The organism is Streptomyces sp. NPDC051963, assembly GCF_044593495.1.
In the GTDB taxonomy this organism is placed as follows: domain Bacteria; phylum Actinomycetota; class Actinomycetes; order Streptomycetales; family Streptomycetaceae; genus Streptomyces.
Genome location: NZ_JBIUCC010000003.1, coordinates 628,118 through 643,983, shown reverse-complemented (window position 1 = coordinate 643,983; position 15,866 = coordinate 628,118). Strand labels below are relative to the sequence as shown.

Annotated in this window: 16 protein-coding genes and 1 pseudogene; 8 read left to right on the top strand and 9 right to left on the bottom strand. The window is 70.4% G+C overall.

The window, feature by feature from the left end:
- Positions 1 to 41: 41 nt before the first annotated feature.
- Entirely contained in the window at positions 42 to 1,253 is a 1,212-nt protein-coding gene (locus ACIHFB_RS15160) for an MFS transporter (RefSeq protein WP_365286037.1), read from the bottom strand.
- Positions 1,254 to 1,394: 141 nt separating this feature from the next.
- Between ACIHFB_RS15160 and ACIHFB_RS15155 the strand changes: the two genes are divergently transcribed.
- Positions 1,395 to 1,757 carry a nuclear transport factor 2 family protein gene (locus ACIHFB_RS15155; protein WP_400126998.1) on the top strand — a complete coding sequence of 121 codons (363 nt, stop codon included), beginning with the start codon at positions 1,395 to 1,397 and terminating at the stop codon, positions 1,755 to 1,757.
- A gap of 24 nt (positions 1,758 to 1,781) precedes the next feature.
- Here the strand turns inward: ACIHFB_RS15155 and ACIHFB_RS15150 are convergent, their stop codons facing one another.
- On the bottom strand, positions 1,782 to 2,171 hold the full coding sequence (locus tag ACIHFB_RS15150) for a VOC family protein (protein WP_400126997.1): 390 nt from the start codon (positions 2,169 to 2,171) through the stop codon (positions 1,782 to 1,784).
- A 114-nt stretch (positions 2,172 to 2,285) separates the two neighbouring features.
- On the opposite strand from ACIHFB_RS15150, the gene ACIHFB_RS15145 reads away from it, so the two are divergent.
- A complete protein-coding gene (locus ACIHFB_RS15145; protein ID WP_365286032.1) occupies positions 2,286 to 2,687 on the top strand; it encodes an SseB family protein in 402 nt (133 codons plus the stop codon).
- Positions 2,688 to 2,757: 70 nt separating this feature from the next.
- On the opposite strand, the gene ACIHFB_RS15140 is transcribed toward ACIHFB_RS15145, so the two are convergent.
- Positions 2,758 to 2,949 (bottom strand): CsbD family protein, encoded by a 192-nt coding sequence (locus ACIHFB_RS15140; protein ID WP_365286030.1) that lies wholly within the window; start codon positions 2,947 to 2,949, stop codon positions 2,758 to 2,760.
- Between the two features lie 265 nt (positions 2,950 to 3,214).
- Here ACIHFB_RS15140 and ACIHFB_RS15135 point away from each other — a divergent pair, with 265 nt between their 5' ends.
- Together ACIHFB_RS15135 and ACIHFB_RS15130 are read left to right on the top strand one after the other, a co-directional pair.
- Entirely contained in the window at positions 3,215 to 5,317 is a 2,103-nt protein-coding gene (locus ACIHFB_RS15135; protein WP_400126996.1) for a glycosyltransferase, read from the top strand.
- 29 nt (positions 5,318 to 5,346) lie between these two features.
- The gene (locus ACIHFB_RS15130) at positions 5,347 to 6,534 is read left to right on the top strand and encodes an LCP family protein (RefSeq protein WP_400126995.1); all 1,188 of its coding nucleotides are present in this window, start codon (positions 5,347 to 5,349) and stop codon (positions 6,532 to 6,534) included.
- A 51-nt stretch (positions 6,535 to 6,585) separates the two neighbouring features.
- Here ACIHFB_RS15130 and ACIHFB_RS15125 read toward each other — a convergent pair whose 3' ends face one another.
- The 3 genes from ACIHFB_RS15125 to ACIHFB_RS15115 all read right to left on the bottom strand — a co-directional run bounded on the left by ACIHFB_RS15125 (position 6,586) and on the right by ACIHFB_RS15115 (position 10,160).
- Positions 6,586 to 7,533 (bottom strand): fumarylacetoacetate hydrolase family protein, encoded by a 948-nt coding sequence (locus ACIHFB_RS15125; RefSeq protein ID WP_365286024.1) that lies wholly within the window; start codon positions 7,531 to 7,533, stop codon positions 6,586 to 6,588.
- On the bottom strand, positions 7,530 to 9,131 hold the full coding sequence (locus ACIHFB_RS15120; protein WP_400126994.1) for an MFS transporter: 1,602 nt from the start codon (positions 9,129 to 9,131) through the stop codon (positions 7,530 to 7,532). The genes ACIHFB_RS15125 and ACIHFB_RS15120 overlap by 4 nt, the downstream gene beginning before the upstream one ends.
- Positions 9,132 to 9,206: 75 nt before the next feature.
- Positions 9,207 to 10,160 carry an MBL fold metallo-hydrolase gene (locus tag ACIHFB_RS15115; RefSeq protein WP_400126993.1) on the bottom strand — a complete coding sequence of 318 codons (954 nt, stop codon included), beginning with the start codon at positions 10,158 to 10,160 and terminating at the stop codon, positions 9,207 to 9,209.
- 141 nt (positions 10,161 to 10,301) lie between these two features.
- Here ACIHFB_RS15115 and ACIHFB_RS15110 point away from each other — a divergent pair, with 141 nt between their 5' ends.
- From ACIHFB_RS15110 to ACIHFB_RS15100, 3 genes and pseudogenes are all read left to right on the top strand, one after another.
- Entirely contained in the window at positions 10,302 to 10,946 is a 645-nt protein-coding gene (locus ACIHFB_RS15110) for a TetR/AcrR family transcriptional regulator (protein WP_365286018.1), read from the top strand.
- 71 nt (positions 10,947 to 11,017) lie between these two features.
- Positions 11,018 to 11,630: pseudogene (locus tag ACIHFB_RS15105) on the top strand (LLM class flavin-dependent oxidoreductase).
- Positions 11,631 to 11,652: 22 nt separating this feature from the next.
- Entirely contained in the window at positions 11,653 to 12,024 is a 372-nt protein-coding gene (locus ACIHFB_RS15100; RefSeq protein ID WP_365286016.1) for a VOC family protein, read from the top strand.
- Here ACIHFB_RS15100 and ACIHFB_RS15095 read toward each other — a convergent pair.
- Positions 11,997 to 12,638: a TetR/AcrR family transcriptional regulator gene (locus ACIHFB_RS15095; protein WP_365286014.1), complete on the bottom strand. Its 642-nt coding sequence runs from the start codon at positions 12,636 to 12,638 to the stop codon at positions 11,997 to 11,999. The genes ACIHFB_RS15100 and ACIHFB_RS15095 overlap by 28 nt on opposite strands.
- A 126-nt stretch (positions 12,639 to 12,764) precedes the next feature.
- Between ACIHFB_RS15095 and ACIHFB_RS15090 the strand changes: the two genes are divergently transcribed.
- Positions 12,765 to 13,904 carry an acyl-CoA dehydrogenase family protein gene (locus tag ACIHFB_RS15090; RefSeq protein ID WP_365286012.1) on the top strand — a complete coding sequence of 380 codons (1,140 nt, stop codon included), beginning with the start codon at positions 12,765 to 12,767 and terminating at the stop codon, positions 13,902 to 13,904.
- Positions 13,905 to 13,932: 28 nt separating this feature from the next.
- Here the strand turns inward: ACIHFB_RS15090 and ACIHFB_RS15085 are convergent, their stop codons facing one another.
- Positions 13,933 to 14,580 carry a response regulator transcription factor gene (locus ACIHFB_RS15085; protein ID WP_365286010.1) on the bottom strand — a complete coding sequence of 216 codons (648 nt, stop codon included), beginning with the start codon at positions 14,578 to 14,580 and terminating at the stop codon, positions 13,933 to 13,935.
- Positions 14,577 to 15,836, bottom strand: a complete 1,260-nt coding sequence (locus tag ACIHFB_RS15080; RefSeq protein ID WP_365286008.1) for a sensor histidine kinase — start codon at positions 15,834 to 15,836, stop codon at positions 14,577 to 14,579. Before ACIHFB_RS15080 ends, ACIHFB_RS15085 begins: the two co-directional genes overlap by 4 nt.
- Positions 15,837 to 15,866 lie beyond the last annotated feature (30 nt).

The window sequence follows — 15,866 nt, the reverse complement described above, 5'->3', positions numbered from 1 at the left end:
ATGAACGAATGGAGTGGCGTGCGACGCCGCGGCGTGGTCGGTCAGTGCGCGACGGCAGCCGCAACGTCCTCGCCCGCCGGGGACGCGGCGCCGACGCGGCTTGCCGCGCGGGTGCGGCGGTCGAGGTGGGCGGCGAGGAAGGCGAGCAGCAGGGCGGTTCCGGAGAGGAGGGCGCCGACCCAGTTGGGGGCGGTGTATCCCAGGCCCGCGGCGATGACGATGCCGCCGAGCCAGGCCGCGAGGGCGTTGCCGAGGTTGAAGGCGCCGATGTTGGCGGCGGAGGCCAGGGTCGGGGCGGCCGAGGCCTGGTCGAGCACCCACTTCTGGAGCGGCGGCACGGTCGCAAAGCCGAGCGCGCCGATCAGGGAGAGGGTGATCGCGGCGAGGACCTTGTCGTGGGCGGTCGCGGTGAACAGCAGCAGGGCTGCGGTCAGGGCCGCCAGGGTGGCGAACAGCATCGGCATCAGGGCACGGTCGGCGAACCTGCCGCCGAGCAGGTTGCCCAGGAACATGCCGATCCCGAACAGGACGAGCAGCCATGTCACGGCGCCCTCGGTGTAACCGGCGACCTCGGTCATCATCGGGGTGATGTAGGTGATCGCGGCGAACACACCGCCGTATCCCAGCACGGTCATCGCCATGGCCAGCCACACCTGCACATTGCGGAACGCGGCGAACTCGGTGCGCACGTTCCCAGACTGCGGTCGGCCCGTCTCGGGCACCAACTTGGCGACGCCCAAAAGGCCGACGATGCCGAGCGCGGCGACGATGGTGAAGGTGACGCGCCAGCCGGCGGCCTGCCCGATGTAGGTGCCGCCGGGGACACCGACGACATTGGCCACGGTCAGGCCCATGAACATCAGGGAGATGGCCGAGGCCTTCTTCTCCGGGGCCACCAGATCGGCCGCGACCACGGAGCCGATGCCGAAGAACGCGCCGTGCGCGAGGGAGGCGACGATGCGGCCGATGAGCATGACGCCGAAGCTGGGGGAGAGGGCGGACAGCGCGTTGCCGACGACGAACAGCGCCATCAGGAACATCAGCATCTTCTTGCGGGACACCTTCGTGCCCAGCGCGGTCAGGAGCGGTGCGCCGACGACGACGCCCAGGGCGTAGCCGGAGACCAGCCAGCCGGCGGTCGGGATGGTGACCCCGAAGTCATCCGCGACCTGAGGCAATACGCCCATGATCACGAATTCGGTGGTGCCGATCCCGAAGGCCCCGATGGCCAGGGCCAGGAGCGCGAGAGGCATGGGGGAGCTGCCTTCCAAGTGATTGCGTGAGGCGGTTACGTCGCATCACGTTAGTTGCAGACGCTGTATAAGTGCAAGCGCAGTCAAATGTGGAAGCTGCTTGTCGTCGTGTGCAACTATAGGCGGAGGAAGGAGTTCACCATGACCGCTGCATCCGGTACGCCCCAGCGCAGTCCCGAGGAGATTTTCGAGGATCACGGAGCCCGTCTGGGCACGGCGGATCTCGACAGCATCAGTGCCAACTACGCCGAGGACGCCGTCTTCATCACCTCCGCCGGGATCCTGCACGGCAGGGAAGGGGTGAAGCGGGGGATAGCCGCTCTGCTGTCCGATCTGCCCGACGCGGACTGGCAGTTGAAGCCGCAGTTCGCCGGAGACGTGCTGTTCCTGGAGTGGTCTGCCGTCAGTCCCCAGGGCCGGGTCGACGACGGAGTCGACACCTTCGTCTTCCGCGACGGCCTGATCCAGGCGCAGACCGTCCGCTACGTCCTTCGGCGGGACTGAAAGGGTCCCTGAGAAACCGAGTACTCAGTTCTCCTGGATCACGGACAGGACGTTGCCTGCCGGGTCCTTGAACCAGGCGATCGCCGTCGGGCCTTCGGGGCCCCGGACGACGCCCTTGTCGTCGGCCCCGAACTCCGGGTAGTGCTCCATGCTCACGCCGCGCTGCGCCAGCCCGTCGACGGCCGCATCGATGTCGTCCACGGGGAAGTTCAGGATCGTGAAGCTCGCGGGTGTGTGGTCGTCCTTGGGGTAGACGAAGACACCTGCGCCGCTGCCCAGCTTGATGGTGAGCATCCTCATGTCGCCCTGTCCGGTCTCCTCCACCTGGAGGCCGAGCGTCTCGCCGTAGAACCGGCGGGCCTTGCCGAGGTCGTCGACCGAGAAGCCGCTGAACGCCTGCGACTGTCCGAACATGCCGTTGTCTCCTTCGCGTGGTCCGACACATGTGCCGTGTGAGTCCGGGTAGTCGACCGTTGGCCCTTGATCGGGGCCGCCCCCCTCGCCTTCGACCCGCCGATTGGATCACCCATGACCCATTCCTCCCCCAACGGTGCCGCCCCCGCCGTACATCTGGCCCTGCGCGCCATGGTCGCGGGCGACGCGGACCAAGCCGAGCTGAACACCCTGGCCGGCAGCGCGGTCCTCGTCCCCACCGGTGCCACCGAACTTCAGGAGCAGGATCCCGGGGCAGTGGCCCTGCCCGTCTACGAGCAGGAGGACGGCAGCGAACTGGTGCCGGTGTTCACCACCCGGGCACGCATGGAGCAGGCACACCCTCAGGTCACAGACCATCAGCAGGTGACCCTCGGCACGCTCGCCCACCACTGGCCGTCCGAGCAACTGGCGCTGGTCATCGACGCCGGCACACCGGAGGAAGTGGCCCTGACGGCTCAGGGCGTCAGGCACCTGCTCGATCGCGGCGCCGCCTGAGGCCGAGAAGGAGCGCCGCCCGGCGGTTACTCAACTCGACAGTCCGAGTCGGCCGCGGGGCGGCGGTCGGTCAGGAACCGTCCCGCTTGACGGAACGCCCCGTCTGCTTGATCCGCTCCTGAGCCTTCCCCTTCAGCTCCTTCGCCTCCCCGCGCGCCTGCTCGACCTTGCCCTCGGTCTGCATCCCGCGGTCGCCAGTGACCTTTCCGGTCATCTCCTTGGCCTTGCCCTTCATCTTGTCCGCGCGGCCCTTGTCGGCCATGGCTCCTCCTTGGGTGAGACACGGTTTCCCCCATGCCAACGTAAGCGGGTGGGGGAGACCTGGCCCGTTGGAGGGTGACGCTGTGTAGGCACCGTTCGGTGATGCCGCCGAGGGCGCCGGGCAGTGAGTAATGCCGTTGTGCCCACGTGATCGAAACCCCGTAACTACACTCGCGCCCCATGCGTACCCCCAGCCTCGACAAGCAGTGGACGAAGCTCTCCTCCGGCGTGAGCAGAGGTGAATCGCCCGGCGGAGGCGGGTTCCCGTGACGGCCGGGCCGAAGCCCCGACAGAAGGCACGTCACAAACAGCCCCGCGACCCCCGCGGCCACTGGCTGTTACTGGCCCTCACCCTCCCCGCCCTGTTCGCCGTCCTGCTGTTCCAGGGCTGGACCGAGCACGAGGTCGATGCCGCGAAGACCCGGTCGCCGTGCACCTCGCCCGTGCCGGACGCCGTGGCGAAGGGCGGGCCGGTGATCGGGATCAACCGCAACGGGATACAGACGGCCGCGATGCCGCCCCGCACCGTGGCGCTCACCTTCGACGGCGGGCCCGACCCGGTTTGGACGCCGCGCCTGCTCGACCTGCTGCGCACGAACCGGGCCCGCGCCACCTTCTTCGTCAACGGCGCCCAGGCGGCCCGGTACCCCGAACTGATCCGGCGGATCCGCGCCGAAGGGCACGAGCTCGGCTCGAACACATACACCGGCGCCGTTCTCGGCGAGTCCTCGTCGCCCCGCTTCGACGCCGAACTCGACCTGACCCAGGCCGCGTTGGCGGGCGCCACCGGCCTGCGCACCAATCTGCTGCGGATGCCGCGGACCACGACACCGGACACGCTGTGCGGCCGCGAGTGGCAGGCGGCCCGGCGTGCCACCGCGTACGGCTATGTGCTCGTCGCCGCCGACAAGGGGTCGCGGAAACCGGCGCTGGGGACGGTCAGGCAGCTGAGCCAGACGGCCACCGCGTACCAGGAGGCGAAGAAGCTGCTCGGGAACCGGAACGTCGACCGGTTCACCACCGTGTCCACGGGGCTCGATCTCGTCCCCTACTCCTCCGCCTCCACCGTCGAGCGATGGCAGGGACAGGGGCTGATCTGGGCCACCGCCGCTGGGCGCGCCTTCTCCACGGCCATGATCTGGACCCTCGGCATCGCCGGCGGCCTCGGTGTGCTGCGACTGGTCCTGCTCGCCCTGTTCGCGCGGGCGCATGTGCGCCGGCTGGAGCGGTTCCGGCCGGGGGCGCCCTGGATGAGGGAGGTGACCGGGCCGGTGACGGTGCTCGTGCCGGCGTACAACGAAGAGGTGGGCATCGAGTCCACCGTCCTGTCGCTGCTCGACTCCACGCATCAGCAGCTGCAGATCGTGGTGATCGACGACGGGTCGACCGACCGTACGGCCGAGATCGCCGAGGGGATCGGGGATCCGCGCGTGGAGGTGATCCGCAAGCCCAACGAGGGCAAGGCCGCCGCGCTCAACACCGGGCTGGCGCACACGCGTCACGACATCGTGGTGATGGTCGACGCCGACACCGTCTTCGAACCCGATGCCGTTCAGCGGCTCATCCAGCCGCTCGCGCACGCGGCCGTCGGCGCCGTGAGCGGCAACACCAAGGTCGGCAACCGCCGCGGGCTGCTGGCCAGATGGCAGCACCTGGAGTACGTCTTCGGCTTCAACCTCGACCGGCGCATGTTCGAGGTCCTGGAGTGCATGACCACGGTGCCCGGCGCCATCGGCGCCTTCCGCCGGGACGCGGTGCTGGGCGTGGGCGGCCTCAGCGAGGACACCCTGGCCGAGGACACCGACCTCACGATGGCGCTGTGGCGGGCGGGCTGGCGGGTGCTGTACGAGGAGTCCGCCGTCGCCTGGACCGAAGTGCCCACATCGGTGCGCCAGTTGTGGCAGCAGCGCTACCGCTGGTGCTACGGCACGATCCAGGCGATGTGGAAGCACCGCCGTGCCCTCTTCGGCCGGGGCACGTCCGGGCGCTTCGGTCGGCGCGGACTGTCGTACATCGCGCTCTTCCAGGTCGCCCTGCCGCTCCTCGCGCCCGTCATCGACGTCTACGCGCTGTACGGCGTGCTGTTCCGCGACCCGCTGGTGTCGGCCCTGGTGTGGTTCGCCTTCCTCGGCGTCCAGCTCGTCACGTCCGGCTACGCCCTGAAGCTCGACGGCGAGCGGCTGCGGACACTGTGGACGATGCCGTTCCAGATCATCGTCTACCGGCAGTTGATGTACCTGGTCGTCATCCAGTCCCTGGTCGCCCTGTTGGTCGGCAGCCGGCTGAAGTGGCACCGCGCCAAGCGGTCCGGCTCGGCCGCTGAACAGATCGGTGGTCCCCTTCCGTACAAGAGTCTGCGGATGCGTTGACCCTTCGAGCAGACCAGCGGGACGGGTGGATGAACGACTGGACCGACCATCCAGGAGACCACCGGGCGGGAGACCGGTGGGCGGTGAGAGCGGTGCCGGGCGCTGCGCCACCGTCACCGGCGGTGCCCCCGCCCTCGACCCGCACGGCTCCCCTCCCCGGCATGCCCTCGCCCGCCACCCCCGGCCGCTACGACCAGAGCGCCTACGACCGCCGCAGCCGAACCCCAGGGCGCCGCCGCACCAGACGCCGCCGCGTGATGTGGACGGTGGCCGTCCTGTCGGCCGCGCTGCCGCTCTCGGGCGTCGGCATGTACGTCTGGGCCGACACCCGCCTCAACCAGGAGGTCGACCTCGGCGCGCTCACCGGCCGTGCGCCGCTCGGCGAGGGCACCAATTACCTGGTCGTGGGCTCCGACAGCCGTGAGGGCCTGTCACTGAAGGACCAGAAGGACCTGAACACCGGCTCGACCGAGGGCCGCCGCACCGACTCGATGATCCTGCTGCACACCGGAGCCGGCGGCACCACGATGCTGAGCCTGCCCCGCGACTCGTGGGTGACCCTCCCGCCGTACGTCGACCCGGACACCGGCAGGAGCTACGCCGCCGCACCGAACAAGCTCAACGCGGCGTTCTCGCTCGGCGGCCCCGACCTGCTCATCCGTACCGTGGAACGCAACACCGGGGTGCGCGTCGACCACTACGCGGAGATCGGCTTCGCCGGCTTCGTGGGCGTCGTCGACGCGGTGGGCGGAGTCGACATGTGCCTGGAGCGGGCCGTGAAGGACAAGGACTCGGGCGCCGACCTGCCCAAAGGCTGCCAGACGCTCGACGGCGCCGAGGCGCTGGCGTTCGTACGGCAGCGCAAGCAGGAGGCCCAGGGGGACCTGGGGCGCACCCGCAACCAGCAGAAGTTCCTGGCCGCGCTCGCGCAGAAGGCGGCCACGCCGTCCACTCTCCTCGACCCGACCAAGTCGCTGCCCACGGCCGGCGCGGGACTGGACACGCTGATCGTGGACAAGGGCACCGAACTGCCCGACCTGGTCTCGCTGTTCGAGGCGATGCGGACGACCGCGTCGGGGAAGGGTACCCAGCTCAACGTGCCCGTCGCCGATCCCGATCTCCGCACCCCCAAGGGCAGCGCGGTGAAATGGGACGAGCGACGGGCACGGGCCCTGTTCACAGCACTGCGGAACGATCAGGTGCCACCCGCGGGATAGTTCCGGGTCGGTGACCGGGCCGACGAGGAGTGCAGGACCACGACAGCACGATCAGTGTCTGCGCCGGGCGTGCGGGACCCGTACGGGCGGAACGCCTTCGACGACCGTGTTGCTGATGGTTCCGATGCCCTGGACGGTCATGGTGACGGTGTCTCCGGGAGCGAGCGGGGGTGGTTCCGGCAAGCCGCCGTGGCGGCCCCAGAGTTCGGCCAGACAGCCGCCGTTGCCGCAGGTGCCGGAGCCCAGGACGTCGCCGGGGCGGATCCATGTCCCGCGGGATGCGTAGGCCACCATCTCCTCGAACGTCCACGCCATGTTGGCGAGGCTGTCCTGTCCGACGCCTTCTCCGTTGACCTCGACGGTCAGCAGGAGGTCGAGGAAGCCGTCGGAGTCCCGGTGGGGTTCGAGCTCGTCGGCGGTCACCAGCCAGGGGCCGAGGGTGGTGGCGGTGTCCTTGCCCTTGGCCGGGCCGAGTTTCACCTTCATCTCACGGCCTTGAAGATCGCGGGCGGACCAGTCGTTGAGGACGGTGTAGCCGATGATGTGTTCGCGGGCCTGTTCGGGGGTGAGGTCCCGGCCGGCCCTGCCGATGACGGCGGCCACTTCGAGCTCGAAGTCGAAGCGCTCGCAGCCCGGCGGGACGGGGACGTCGTCGTGCGCGCCGACAACGGCGTACGGGTTGGTGAAGTAGAAGGCGGGGGCGGTGTACCACTCGGCGGGGACCGTGTCGCCGTATCCCTGGGCGATGCCCGCGACATGGCTCTCGAAGGTCATGAAGTCCCGCACGGTGGGCGGCTGCAGCGGGGGCAGCAGCCCTACGTCGGTGAGGGCCAGGGGGACGGACCGGTTCAGGGCGCGGGTGGCGGCGGTGCGCAGGCTGTGCTCGCCCTCCTCGATGTGCTCCAGGAGTTCCCCGGGGTTGTCGAACGGGTACACCTGATCGTCGACCACGACCCCCGACTGCTGCTTGCCGTCGTACAGGAACGTCGCGTACCTCATGCCTGGTGCCCTTCTGTTCCGGTGAGTTCGGTGCCGCGTGGCCTGACGCCGAGGAAGACGGCGGCGATCACGGCGGCGGCCACGCAGGCGGCGGCGGTGAGCAGGAGTCCGTTGTTGTATCCGTCGGTCAGGGCACGCTCGGTGAACGGGGCGATCTTGGCGCTGAGCGGGCCGAGGTCCGCGGTGTGCAGGGCCAGGGGGCCGCCCGCGTCCAGGATCGCCGTCGCGGTGCCGTGTTCGGCGGGGGTGAGCGGCGCCGCGCGCAGGCTGCCGGTGAGCTGGTCGGCGGCCATGGCGAGCGCGACGGCGCCGACGAGGGCCGGGCCGAGGGTCTGGCCGAGGTCGCGGACCAGGCTGGTGGTGGCGCTGGCCATGCCGGTGAGGTGGGGCGGAACGACGTTGACGGCGGCCGCGGTGATCGCGGCGACGACCAGGCCGAACCCGACGCCGTTGAGGACGAGCGGGCCGAGGAGTGCGGGGATGCCGGTCTCGTGCACCGGCACGGCACGCAGCCACAGTTGGGCGGCGGCCAGGGCGGTGAAGCCGGTGACGAGCATCGGACCGGGGCCGACCTTGTGCAGCAGACGGGCCAGGAGCGGCCAGATGAACGGGGTGATGCCCTGGATGATCAGGAACGGCACAGCGGCCCGCAGCGGACTCTGGTGCTGGATGACGCCGAGGCGGATGCTCAGGTCGTACGCGCCGCCGAGGAAGCCGAACATGCCGATCACCGCCATGGCCGCCGACGCCGCGAAGGCGCGGATCCGGAACAGCTCCAGGCGCAGCATCGGCGAGGCGCTGCGGGTCTCGGCCACGACGAAGGCCCCCAGCATCAGGGCGGCGGCTACGAATGAGGCGACGACGGGCACCGATCCCCAGCCGTCGGTGGGGCCCTGGATGATGCCGTACAGCAACGTCAGCAGGGCGAGGGCGATGGTGATCTGACCGGGCCAGTCCAGCGAACGGCCTTCGGGGGCGCTGGACTCGGCGGTGAGGAGCCAGGCCACGACCGCGGTGATGAGCGCGAGGACGCCGGTGACGGCGAACGCCCAGTGGAAGGAGGTGTGTTCGACGACCGCGCCGGACAACAGCGGGGCGATGAAGGCGCCGAGCGACAGCGCGGTGGTCCAGGAGGCCAGGCCGCGGGCGCGGGCGGCCGGGGTCGTGGTGCCTGCGGTGATCATGGCGAGGGAGGCGGGGAAGAGGGCCGCGGCACCGATGCCGGAGAGCGCCTGTCCGGTGATCAGCTGCGCCGCCGAGTCGGAGGTGGCGGAGACCAGATAGCCGACCGCTGCCAGCAGGGCGCCGCCCACCAGCAGCTTCTTACGGCCGTACAGGTCGCCCACGACACCGAAGGTCAGCGCCAGGACGGCGGCGGGGACGAGGAAGGCGTCGCTGATCCAGGTGAGTTCGGCGCCGGAGGTCTGGAGGGAGCGCTGGATGACGCCGTTGATCGCGGCGGGCAGGACGAGGCCGATCTGGGCGAGGCAGACCGCCAGGCAGGCCACGACGATCGTGCCGGTGTGCCGGACGGGCGGGGCGTCGGACGGGCCGGCGGATGGGACGGTGGGCGGGTCGTAGGCGGGGCTGGAGACCATGTCTCCTCCTTGATGGGTGCGGCACATGGCCGGGGGATGCGGCCGAGGAGGTGGAGGGGCCGGGGCTGACGCGGCTCAGTGACCGGGGCAGGGGGAGTGGGAGGCGAGGTCGCCCATGCGGTCGAAGAGCCGGGGGCCTTCGAGCGGCGACAGGGCGGGGTCGAGCTCCCGGTAGACGGTGTGCACGTTGACCGCGAGGCGTTCGCTCTCGTCGAGGTCGGCGAAGCGTCCGAGGCGGATGTCACGGGCGGCTTCCTCGGCGGGCATTCCGGCGGTGAAGCGAGCGCTCGCCTGCTGATGGACGTACATCAGGTAGTCGCGGACGTCGCGCACGGTGTCCTTGGTGGTGACCGGGCCGTGTCCGGGCACGACGGTGTCGACGTCCAGGCCGAGCAGGAGGTCGCAGGCGGCGAGCCAGTTGGCGAACGGGCCGTGCCACACCACGGGCGTGGACCCGGCGAAGACGATGTCGCCGGTGTAGACGGTCCGCGCCCGCGGAACATGGACGATCGTGTCCCCGGCGCTGTGCGCGGGGCCGACATCGATCAGGCGGACTTCGGTCCCGCCGATGTCCAGGACCTCCTCGCCGTCGTAGATCCGGTTCGGGAGCACACCGTCGATGCCGGAGTACTCGAAGCGGCCGAAGATCCGGCGGGCGAACCGCCCGCCCGTGCTCTCCTCGGCGATCAGCGCCCGCATCTCGGCCGGCCCCACCTGCCGCATGTCGGTCAGCGTCCCGCGGGCCGCGATGATCTCCGCATGGGCCACGAGCTGGTTGCCGAACCAGTGATCGCCGTTGCCGTGTGTGTTGACCACCGCCGAGATCGGTGCGTGATCGGTCACCGGCGCCAGCCCGTCGAGCATGGCCCGGGTCAGCCGCAGGTCGAAGAGGGTGTCGACGAGGAGGGACTCGCCCCGGCCGGTGACCAGCCCGGCGTTGCTCATCCCCCATCCCGCTGCGCCCGCTGTCCAGGCGAAGCAGCCGTGGCCGAGGTCGGCCCGGCCTGCTGGGGAAAGTACGGAAGCCACGCTGCCTCCTGTTCGCGTCCCGCACTCATGCGTTACGAGACCGCCATCCATTGATGGACTGGAGTCCACCGATGGAGCGCAATCTAAAGAGATGGTGCGAGCGGGGTCAATACCCGTGCACGCCGTGCTGTACTGGAGGCCATGAAGATCCCGGAGGCAGAAGCCGTGTCGGAACCGGTCGCCGCGCCCGGCGGGCGCCGTGAGCGCAAGCGGCAGCAGGTACGTGATCAGCTCTACGCCGCCGCGCTGGACCTGTTCGTCTCGCAGGGGTACGAGGCGACGACCATGGAACAGATCGCCGAGACCGCCGATGTCGCCCGGGCCACCGTCTTCAACCACTTCTCCCAGAAGGTCGGCTTCCTGGAGGAGTGGGGCGCCCGGCGTCGGGCCCGCGCCGCGGAGATCCTCGGTGCGCAGAACGGCGAGGGCCTCTCGGTCGGAGACCGGCTGCGCCGCTACCTCCGCGAAATGGCCGACCTCAATGTCTCCTCCCGTGCGGAGACCGCCGTCCTGATGGATGCCTCCGCCCGGTTCGGCGGCCTCCTCCAGGACCGGTCACTGGAGACCGAGCTGGCGAAGATCGTCCAGCAGGGGTGCCTGCGCGGAGAGACCAGGACCGGCGTCGACCCCGAGCAGACCGGCACCATGCTGGCCGCCTGCTACTTCTCCGCCGTGCTGCGCTGGGTTCGGGCGGAGCCCGCTCCGTTCGACCTGCGCGACCGCCTCGACGGCGCGCTCGACACCATCCTGTACGGCGTCCTCGCCGGGGCCGGCGAACCCGACTGATCGTTCGGGGAGCTCGGGTGCCGCCCGCGAGGAGAACGTTTCGGGGATCCCCGAACGGCTAGTAGGAAAATATGGTGCAAATCGGATACGCGATGATGACCGAGCAGGCCGGATTCGACTTCTCGGTCACGTCCGACCACTACTTCCCCTGGCTGGAGGAACAGGGCCACGCCCCGTACGCGTGGACCGTCCTCGGCGCCGCGGCGCCGGCCACCTCCACGATCCCCCTCATGACGTATGTGACCTGTCCGACGACCCGTTACCACCCGGCGGTGGAAGAGGCCGTGGAGATCATCCGCGCGCTGTTCGACGGCACGCACGTCAACCACCACGGCCCGCACTTCGACGTGGAGAACGCCCGGCTCTTCGACCTGCGACCCCGACCGGGACGCCGCGGTCCGGCGGGCCCGCGAACAGTTCCGCTGGTCCCTCGGCGGCTGGCCCGTCAACTCCGAACTGCCCGGACCGGCGAGCTTCGACACGGCCACCCGGTACACCCGGCCCCAGGGCGTCGCGGAGACGATCCCGTGCGGCGACGACGTCGACACCTTCGTGGACGCCGTACGCCCCTTCGTCACCGCCGGATTCACCGAGGTCGCCCTGGTCCAGGTCGGCGGCGACCACCAACTCCCCTTCCTGGACTGGGCCGAGAAGAAACCGCTGCCCGCGCTGAAGGACCTCTGAGCGGACGACCGAAGGGACGATCATGGCCATCGCGACGTACTGCCTCGTAGCCCTGGACTGCCCGGACCCTCCCGCCCTCGCAAAGTTCTACGCGGGAGTGCTCGGCGGTGAGGTGAAGCAGTACGACGACGACTGGTACGACCTCCACGTCCCCGGCGGACACCGCATCTCCTTCCAGCGGGTCCCGGACCACCGGCCGCCGGACTGGCCGCGCGCCGACCACAACTCCCAGCAACTGCACCTGGACTTCACCGTGCCGGACATCGAAGCGGCCGAGCCCCACGTGCTGGCCCTCGGCGCCACCCCGCTCGACCTGGACGACAAGGACGGCAGCCGCGGCTGGCGCGTGTACGCGGACCCGGCCGGTCACCCGTTCTGCCTGTGCCGGGCCTGACCGCAGCGTGACTGGCGGACCAGGCCGTGTTGCAGGAGTTCGGCGAGCTGGGCGTAGGCCTCGGCGTCACCGAGGCCGGTGGCGGCGGTGACCTGGCGGTTCTGGATGCGGACCATCACCGAGGTGATGACGTCGGCGGCGAACGCCACATGCACCTCGCGGTACACGCCGGCCTCGACGCCTTCCTCGATCAGCTGCTCCACCCGGCGGGCGGCTGCCCGCGTGTTGCGTTCGTAGACGTCCGCGGCGGGCTCGAATCCGGCCACGTCGTCGAAGAACTGCGGTGACAGGGGGCTGAGTTCCGCCGCCACGGCGTGGAGGTAGGCCGGCAGCCGGCCGGCCGGATCGCTCTCGGCGGCCAGGGCGGCGTCGACCCGCTCGGTCGCGCCCCGGAAGAAGTGCACCACCACGGCCCGGACCAGCTGTTCCTTGCTCCCGGCCAGCCCGTACAGGGTGCGCTTGGAACACCGCAGGCGTGCGGCCAGGTCGTCGAGCGTGAAGCGGGCGAAACCTTCCTTGGTCAGCAGTGCCACCAGCGCCTCGAAGAGCTCGGAGCGCCGGGCGGCGCCTCGGCCGGTGAGCTTGGGGCCGGTCGGAGCGGAGGCCTTGATCATCCGGTCAGTATCCCAGGCCGCCGTCCCTGGGTATCCGTCGCGCCCGATGACAGGGGTGACATCACGCCCGGACGCGCTACTCTAAGAGGTACTGGCGTACCGTTTTGAGTACCACTTGGAGCCGTGATGGCCGTCGACCGCATGCTTCCCACCCAAGAAGCAGAAGACCTGATCGCTCTGACCCGCGAGCTCGCCGAGAAGGAACTCGGCAAGCGGGTCGAGGAGCACGAGGCCGAGGAGACCTATCCGGAAGGCCTGTTCGACGTCCTCGGCCGGTCCGGTCTGCTGGGTCTGCCCTACCCGGAGGAGCAAGGCGGCGGCGGTCAGCCGTACGAGGTGTACCTGCAGGTTCTGGAGGAGCTGGCGAGCCAGTGGGCCGCGGTCGCGGTCGCCACCAGCGTGCACACCCTGGCCTGCCACCCGCTGTACGCGTTCGGCACCCCGGCTCAACAGGAGCGCTGGCTGCCCCGCATGCTGGCCGGTGAGCTCCTCGGCGGCTACAGCCTCTCGGAAGCGCAGGCCGGCTCGGACGCGGCGGCCCTGGCCTGCAAGGCGGAACGCGTACCGGACGGCTACCGCGTCACCGGGACCAAGGCGTGGATCACCCATGGAGGCAAGGCCGACTTCTACGCCCTGTTCGCCCGCACCGCGCCGGGCAGCCACGGCATCTCCTGCTTCCTCGCCCCCGGCGCGGCGGAAGGCCTCAGCTTCGGCAGGCCCGAACGCAAGATGGGCCTGCACGCCGTCCCGACCGCCTCGGCCATGTGGGACGGCGCGGTCATCGACGCCGACCGGCTGATCGGGGCGGAGGGCCAGGGCCTGGAGATCGCTTTCAGCGCCCTGGACTGCGGCCGGCTGGGCATCGCCGCCTGCGCGACGGGGCTCGCCCAGGCGGCCCTGGACACGGCCGTCGCCTACGCCAACGAGCGCACCACCTTCGGCCGGAAGATCGTCGACCACCAGGGACTGGGTTTCCTGCTCGCCGACATGGCCGCGGCGGTGGACTCCGCCCGCGCCACCTATCTGGACGCCGCCCGCCGCCGCGACCTCGGCCGCCCCTTCAGCCGCCAGGCCAGCGTGGCCAAGCTGATCGCCACGGACGCCGCGATGAAGGTCACCACCGACGCCGTCCAGGTACTGGGCGGCTACGGCTACACACGGGACTTCCCCGTCGAGCGCTATATGCGCGAGGCGAAGATCATGCAGATCTTCGAAGGGACGAACCAGATCCAGCGGCTGGTCATCAGCCGTCACCTGGCCCGCTGACACACCATCAATCCATCGTCGCGCCTCGCTACGGCGTGAGGTCGAGAAAGCCTCTGCGGGCGGCTTCGGAGACGGCCGCGGCCCTGTTGTCGACGCCGAGTTTCCGGTAGATGCGCACCAGGTGCGTCTTGATGGTCGCCTCGCTCAGGAACAGGGCCTCGGCGATGGAGCGATTGCTGTGCCCGTCGGCCATCAACCGGACGACGTCCCTCTCCCGACGCGTCAAGTCGGATCGCAGGTCGACCACTTGACCGACGAGATCGCCGACGATCTCCGGCGCCAGCCCCATCCCCCCGGCCGCGGCACTGCGCACGGCCCGGAACAGTTCCTCGGGCGGACCCGCCTTGAGGACGTATCCGCGGGCCCCGGCCTCCAGCGCGCGTACGACATCGACGCGGCCGGAGTAGCTGGTCAGCATCACCACGGGCAGGCCCGGTGACTCCGCGGCCAGCCGCCGGACGGCTTCGACGCCGTCGAGGCCATGGCCGTTGCCCCCGAACCGCAGATCCATCAGCACGATGTCGGGCGCAAGCTCGACGGCCAGACGGACGGCCTCCTCCCCGCTGCCCGCCTCCGCGATCACTTCGAGGTCCGGCTCGCCCTCCAGCAGGGCCCGCAGCCCGGCCCGCACCACCACATGGTCGTCGGCGATCACGAGGCGCAGGGTGGCGGTCATCGGGCCATCGCAGTCGACGTCGGCACGGTCGTGCCGGACTGTGGGTGGGCGGGCAGAGTGGCGCGGACTCTGGTCCCCCGGCCCGGTGTGCTGACGACGTCGAGGTCACCGCCGTACTCACAGAGCCTCGCCCGGGCCGCGGGGAGGCCCACGCCCCGACCCGATGGGGAGACGTGGCCCGCGCCGGCGGGGACGAAGCCGACGCCGTCGTCGTAGAGCTCCAGTTCGACACGGTCGGGGTGGTGGTGGAGCGTCACCAGCAGGTTCATGGCGTGTGCGTGTTCCCGTACGTTCGCCAGCATGCCCTGTGCCACCCGGAACAGCGCGGTGGCGGACGGGGCGTCCAGCTCCGGACGATGGGCTCCCACCGAGCGGAACTGCACCCGGGCGGCCGTTCCCTGCTCCTGCGCACGGTCGCACAGCAGCCGCAGCGACCCCTCCAGACCCGCCTCGGCGACCGTGGCCGGCGTGAGGTCGCGGATCATCCGCCGGGTCTCGGCGAGACCCGCGTCCAAGCCGTCGACGGCCGCCCGCACCCTGGCCCGCGCGGCCTCGGGCCGTTCCTTCAGGTCCCGCTCCGCCGCGTGCAGCAGCATCAGATGGCCGGCGAGTTCCTGGGCGAGTGTGTCGTGCAGGTCCCTGGCGATGCGTTCGCGTTCCTTCAGCACACCGGCCCTGCGCTGCTCCTCGGCCAGCACGTGACGTGTGCCTTGCAGCTCCGTCAGCAGCCGTTGGCGTTCCGTGGCGTCGCGTTGGAGCGCCCGGTACAGCGCCACGGTGCCCCACACGGCGGCGACGGGAATCAGGACCAGCTCCGGATCGAAGGAGCCCGCGCTGCGGGTGAGCAGGCCGATCAGAACGATCGTGATCGCGGCCAGTTCGGCCATGACCGCACGGCCCATGGCGCGCAGGGCCAGACAGGCCATCGGCAGGGCGCACCAGGCGTATGCGCCGGTCAGCGGGGGTGGGGCAAGGGTCACGAGGACCGCCCAGAGGAGGATCAGCGCCGTGACCCAGCAATGGCGGGCGAGCGGACCGAGTCCTGTCCACAGCACCAGGACCGCCGCGTATCCGAGGGCGAGAAGCCCGCTGATGGTCACGATCTCCCAGCACAGCGCGACCTGTAGTCGCGAGAGCCGGAACAGGGCGGCGCCGACGACGACGAAGAGCACGAAGTGCGGGATCTGGCCCAGAGCGAAGCGGGTTCCCGTTCCCCGAGCCGGCGGCGGACTGTGGGCGGGGTCGCGGTCGGTCACGACAAACCCCCTGGGCACATGATCCACTCG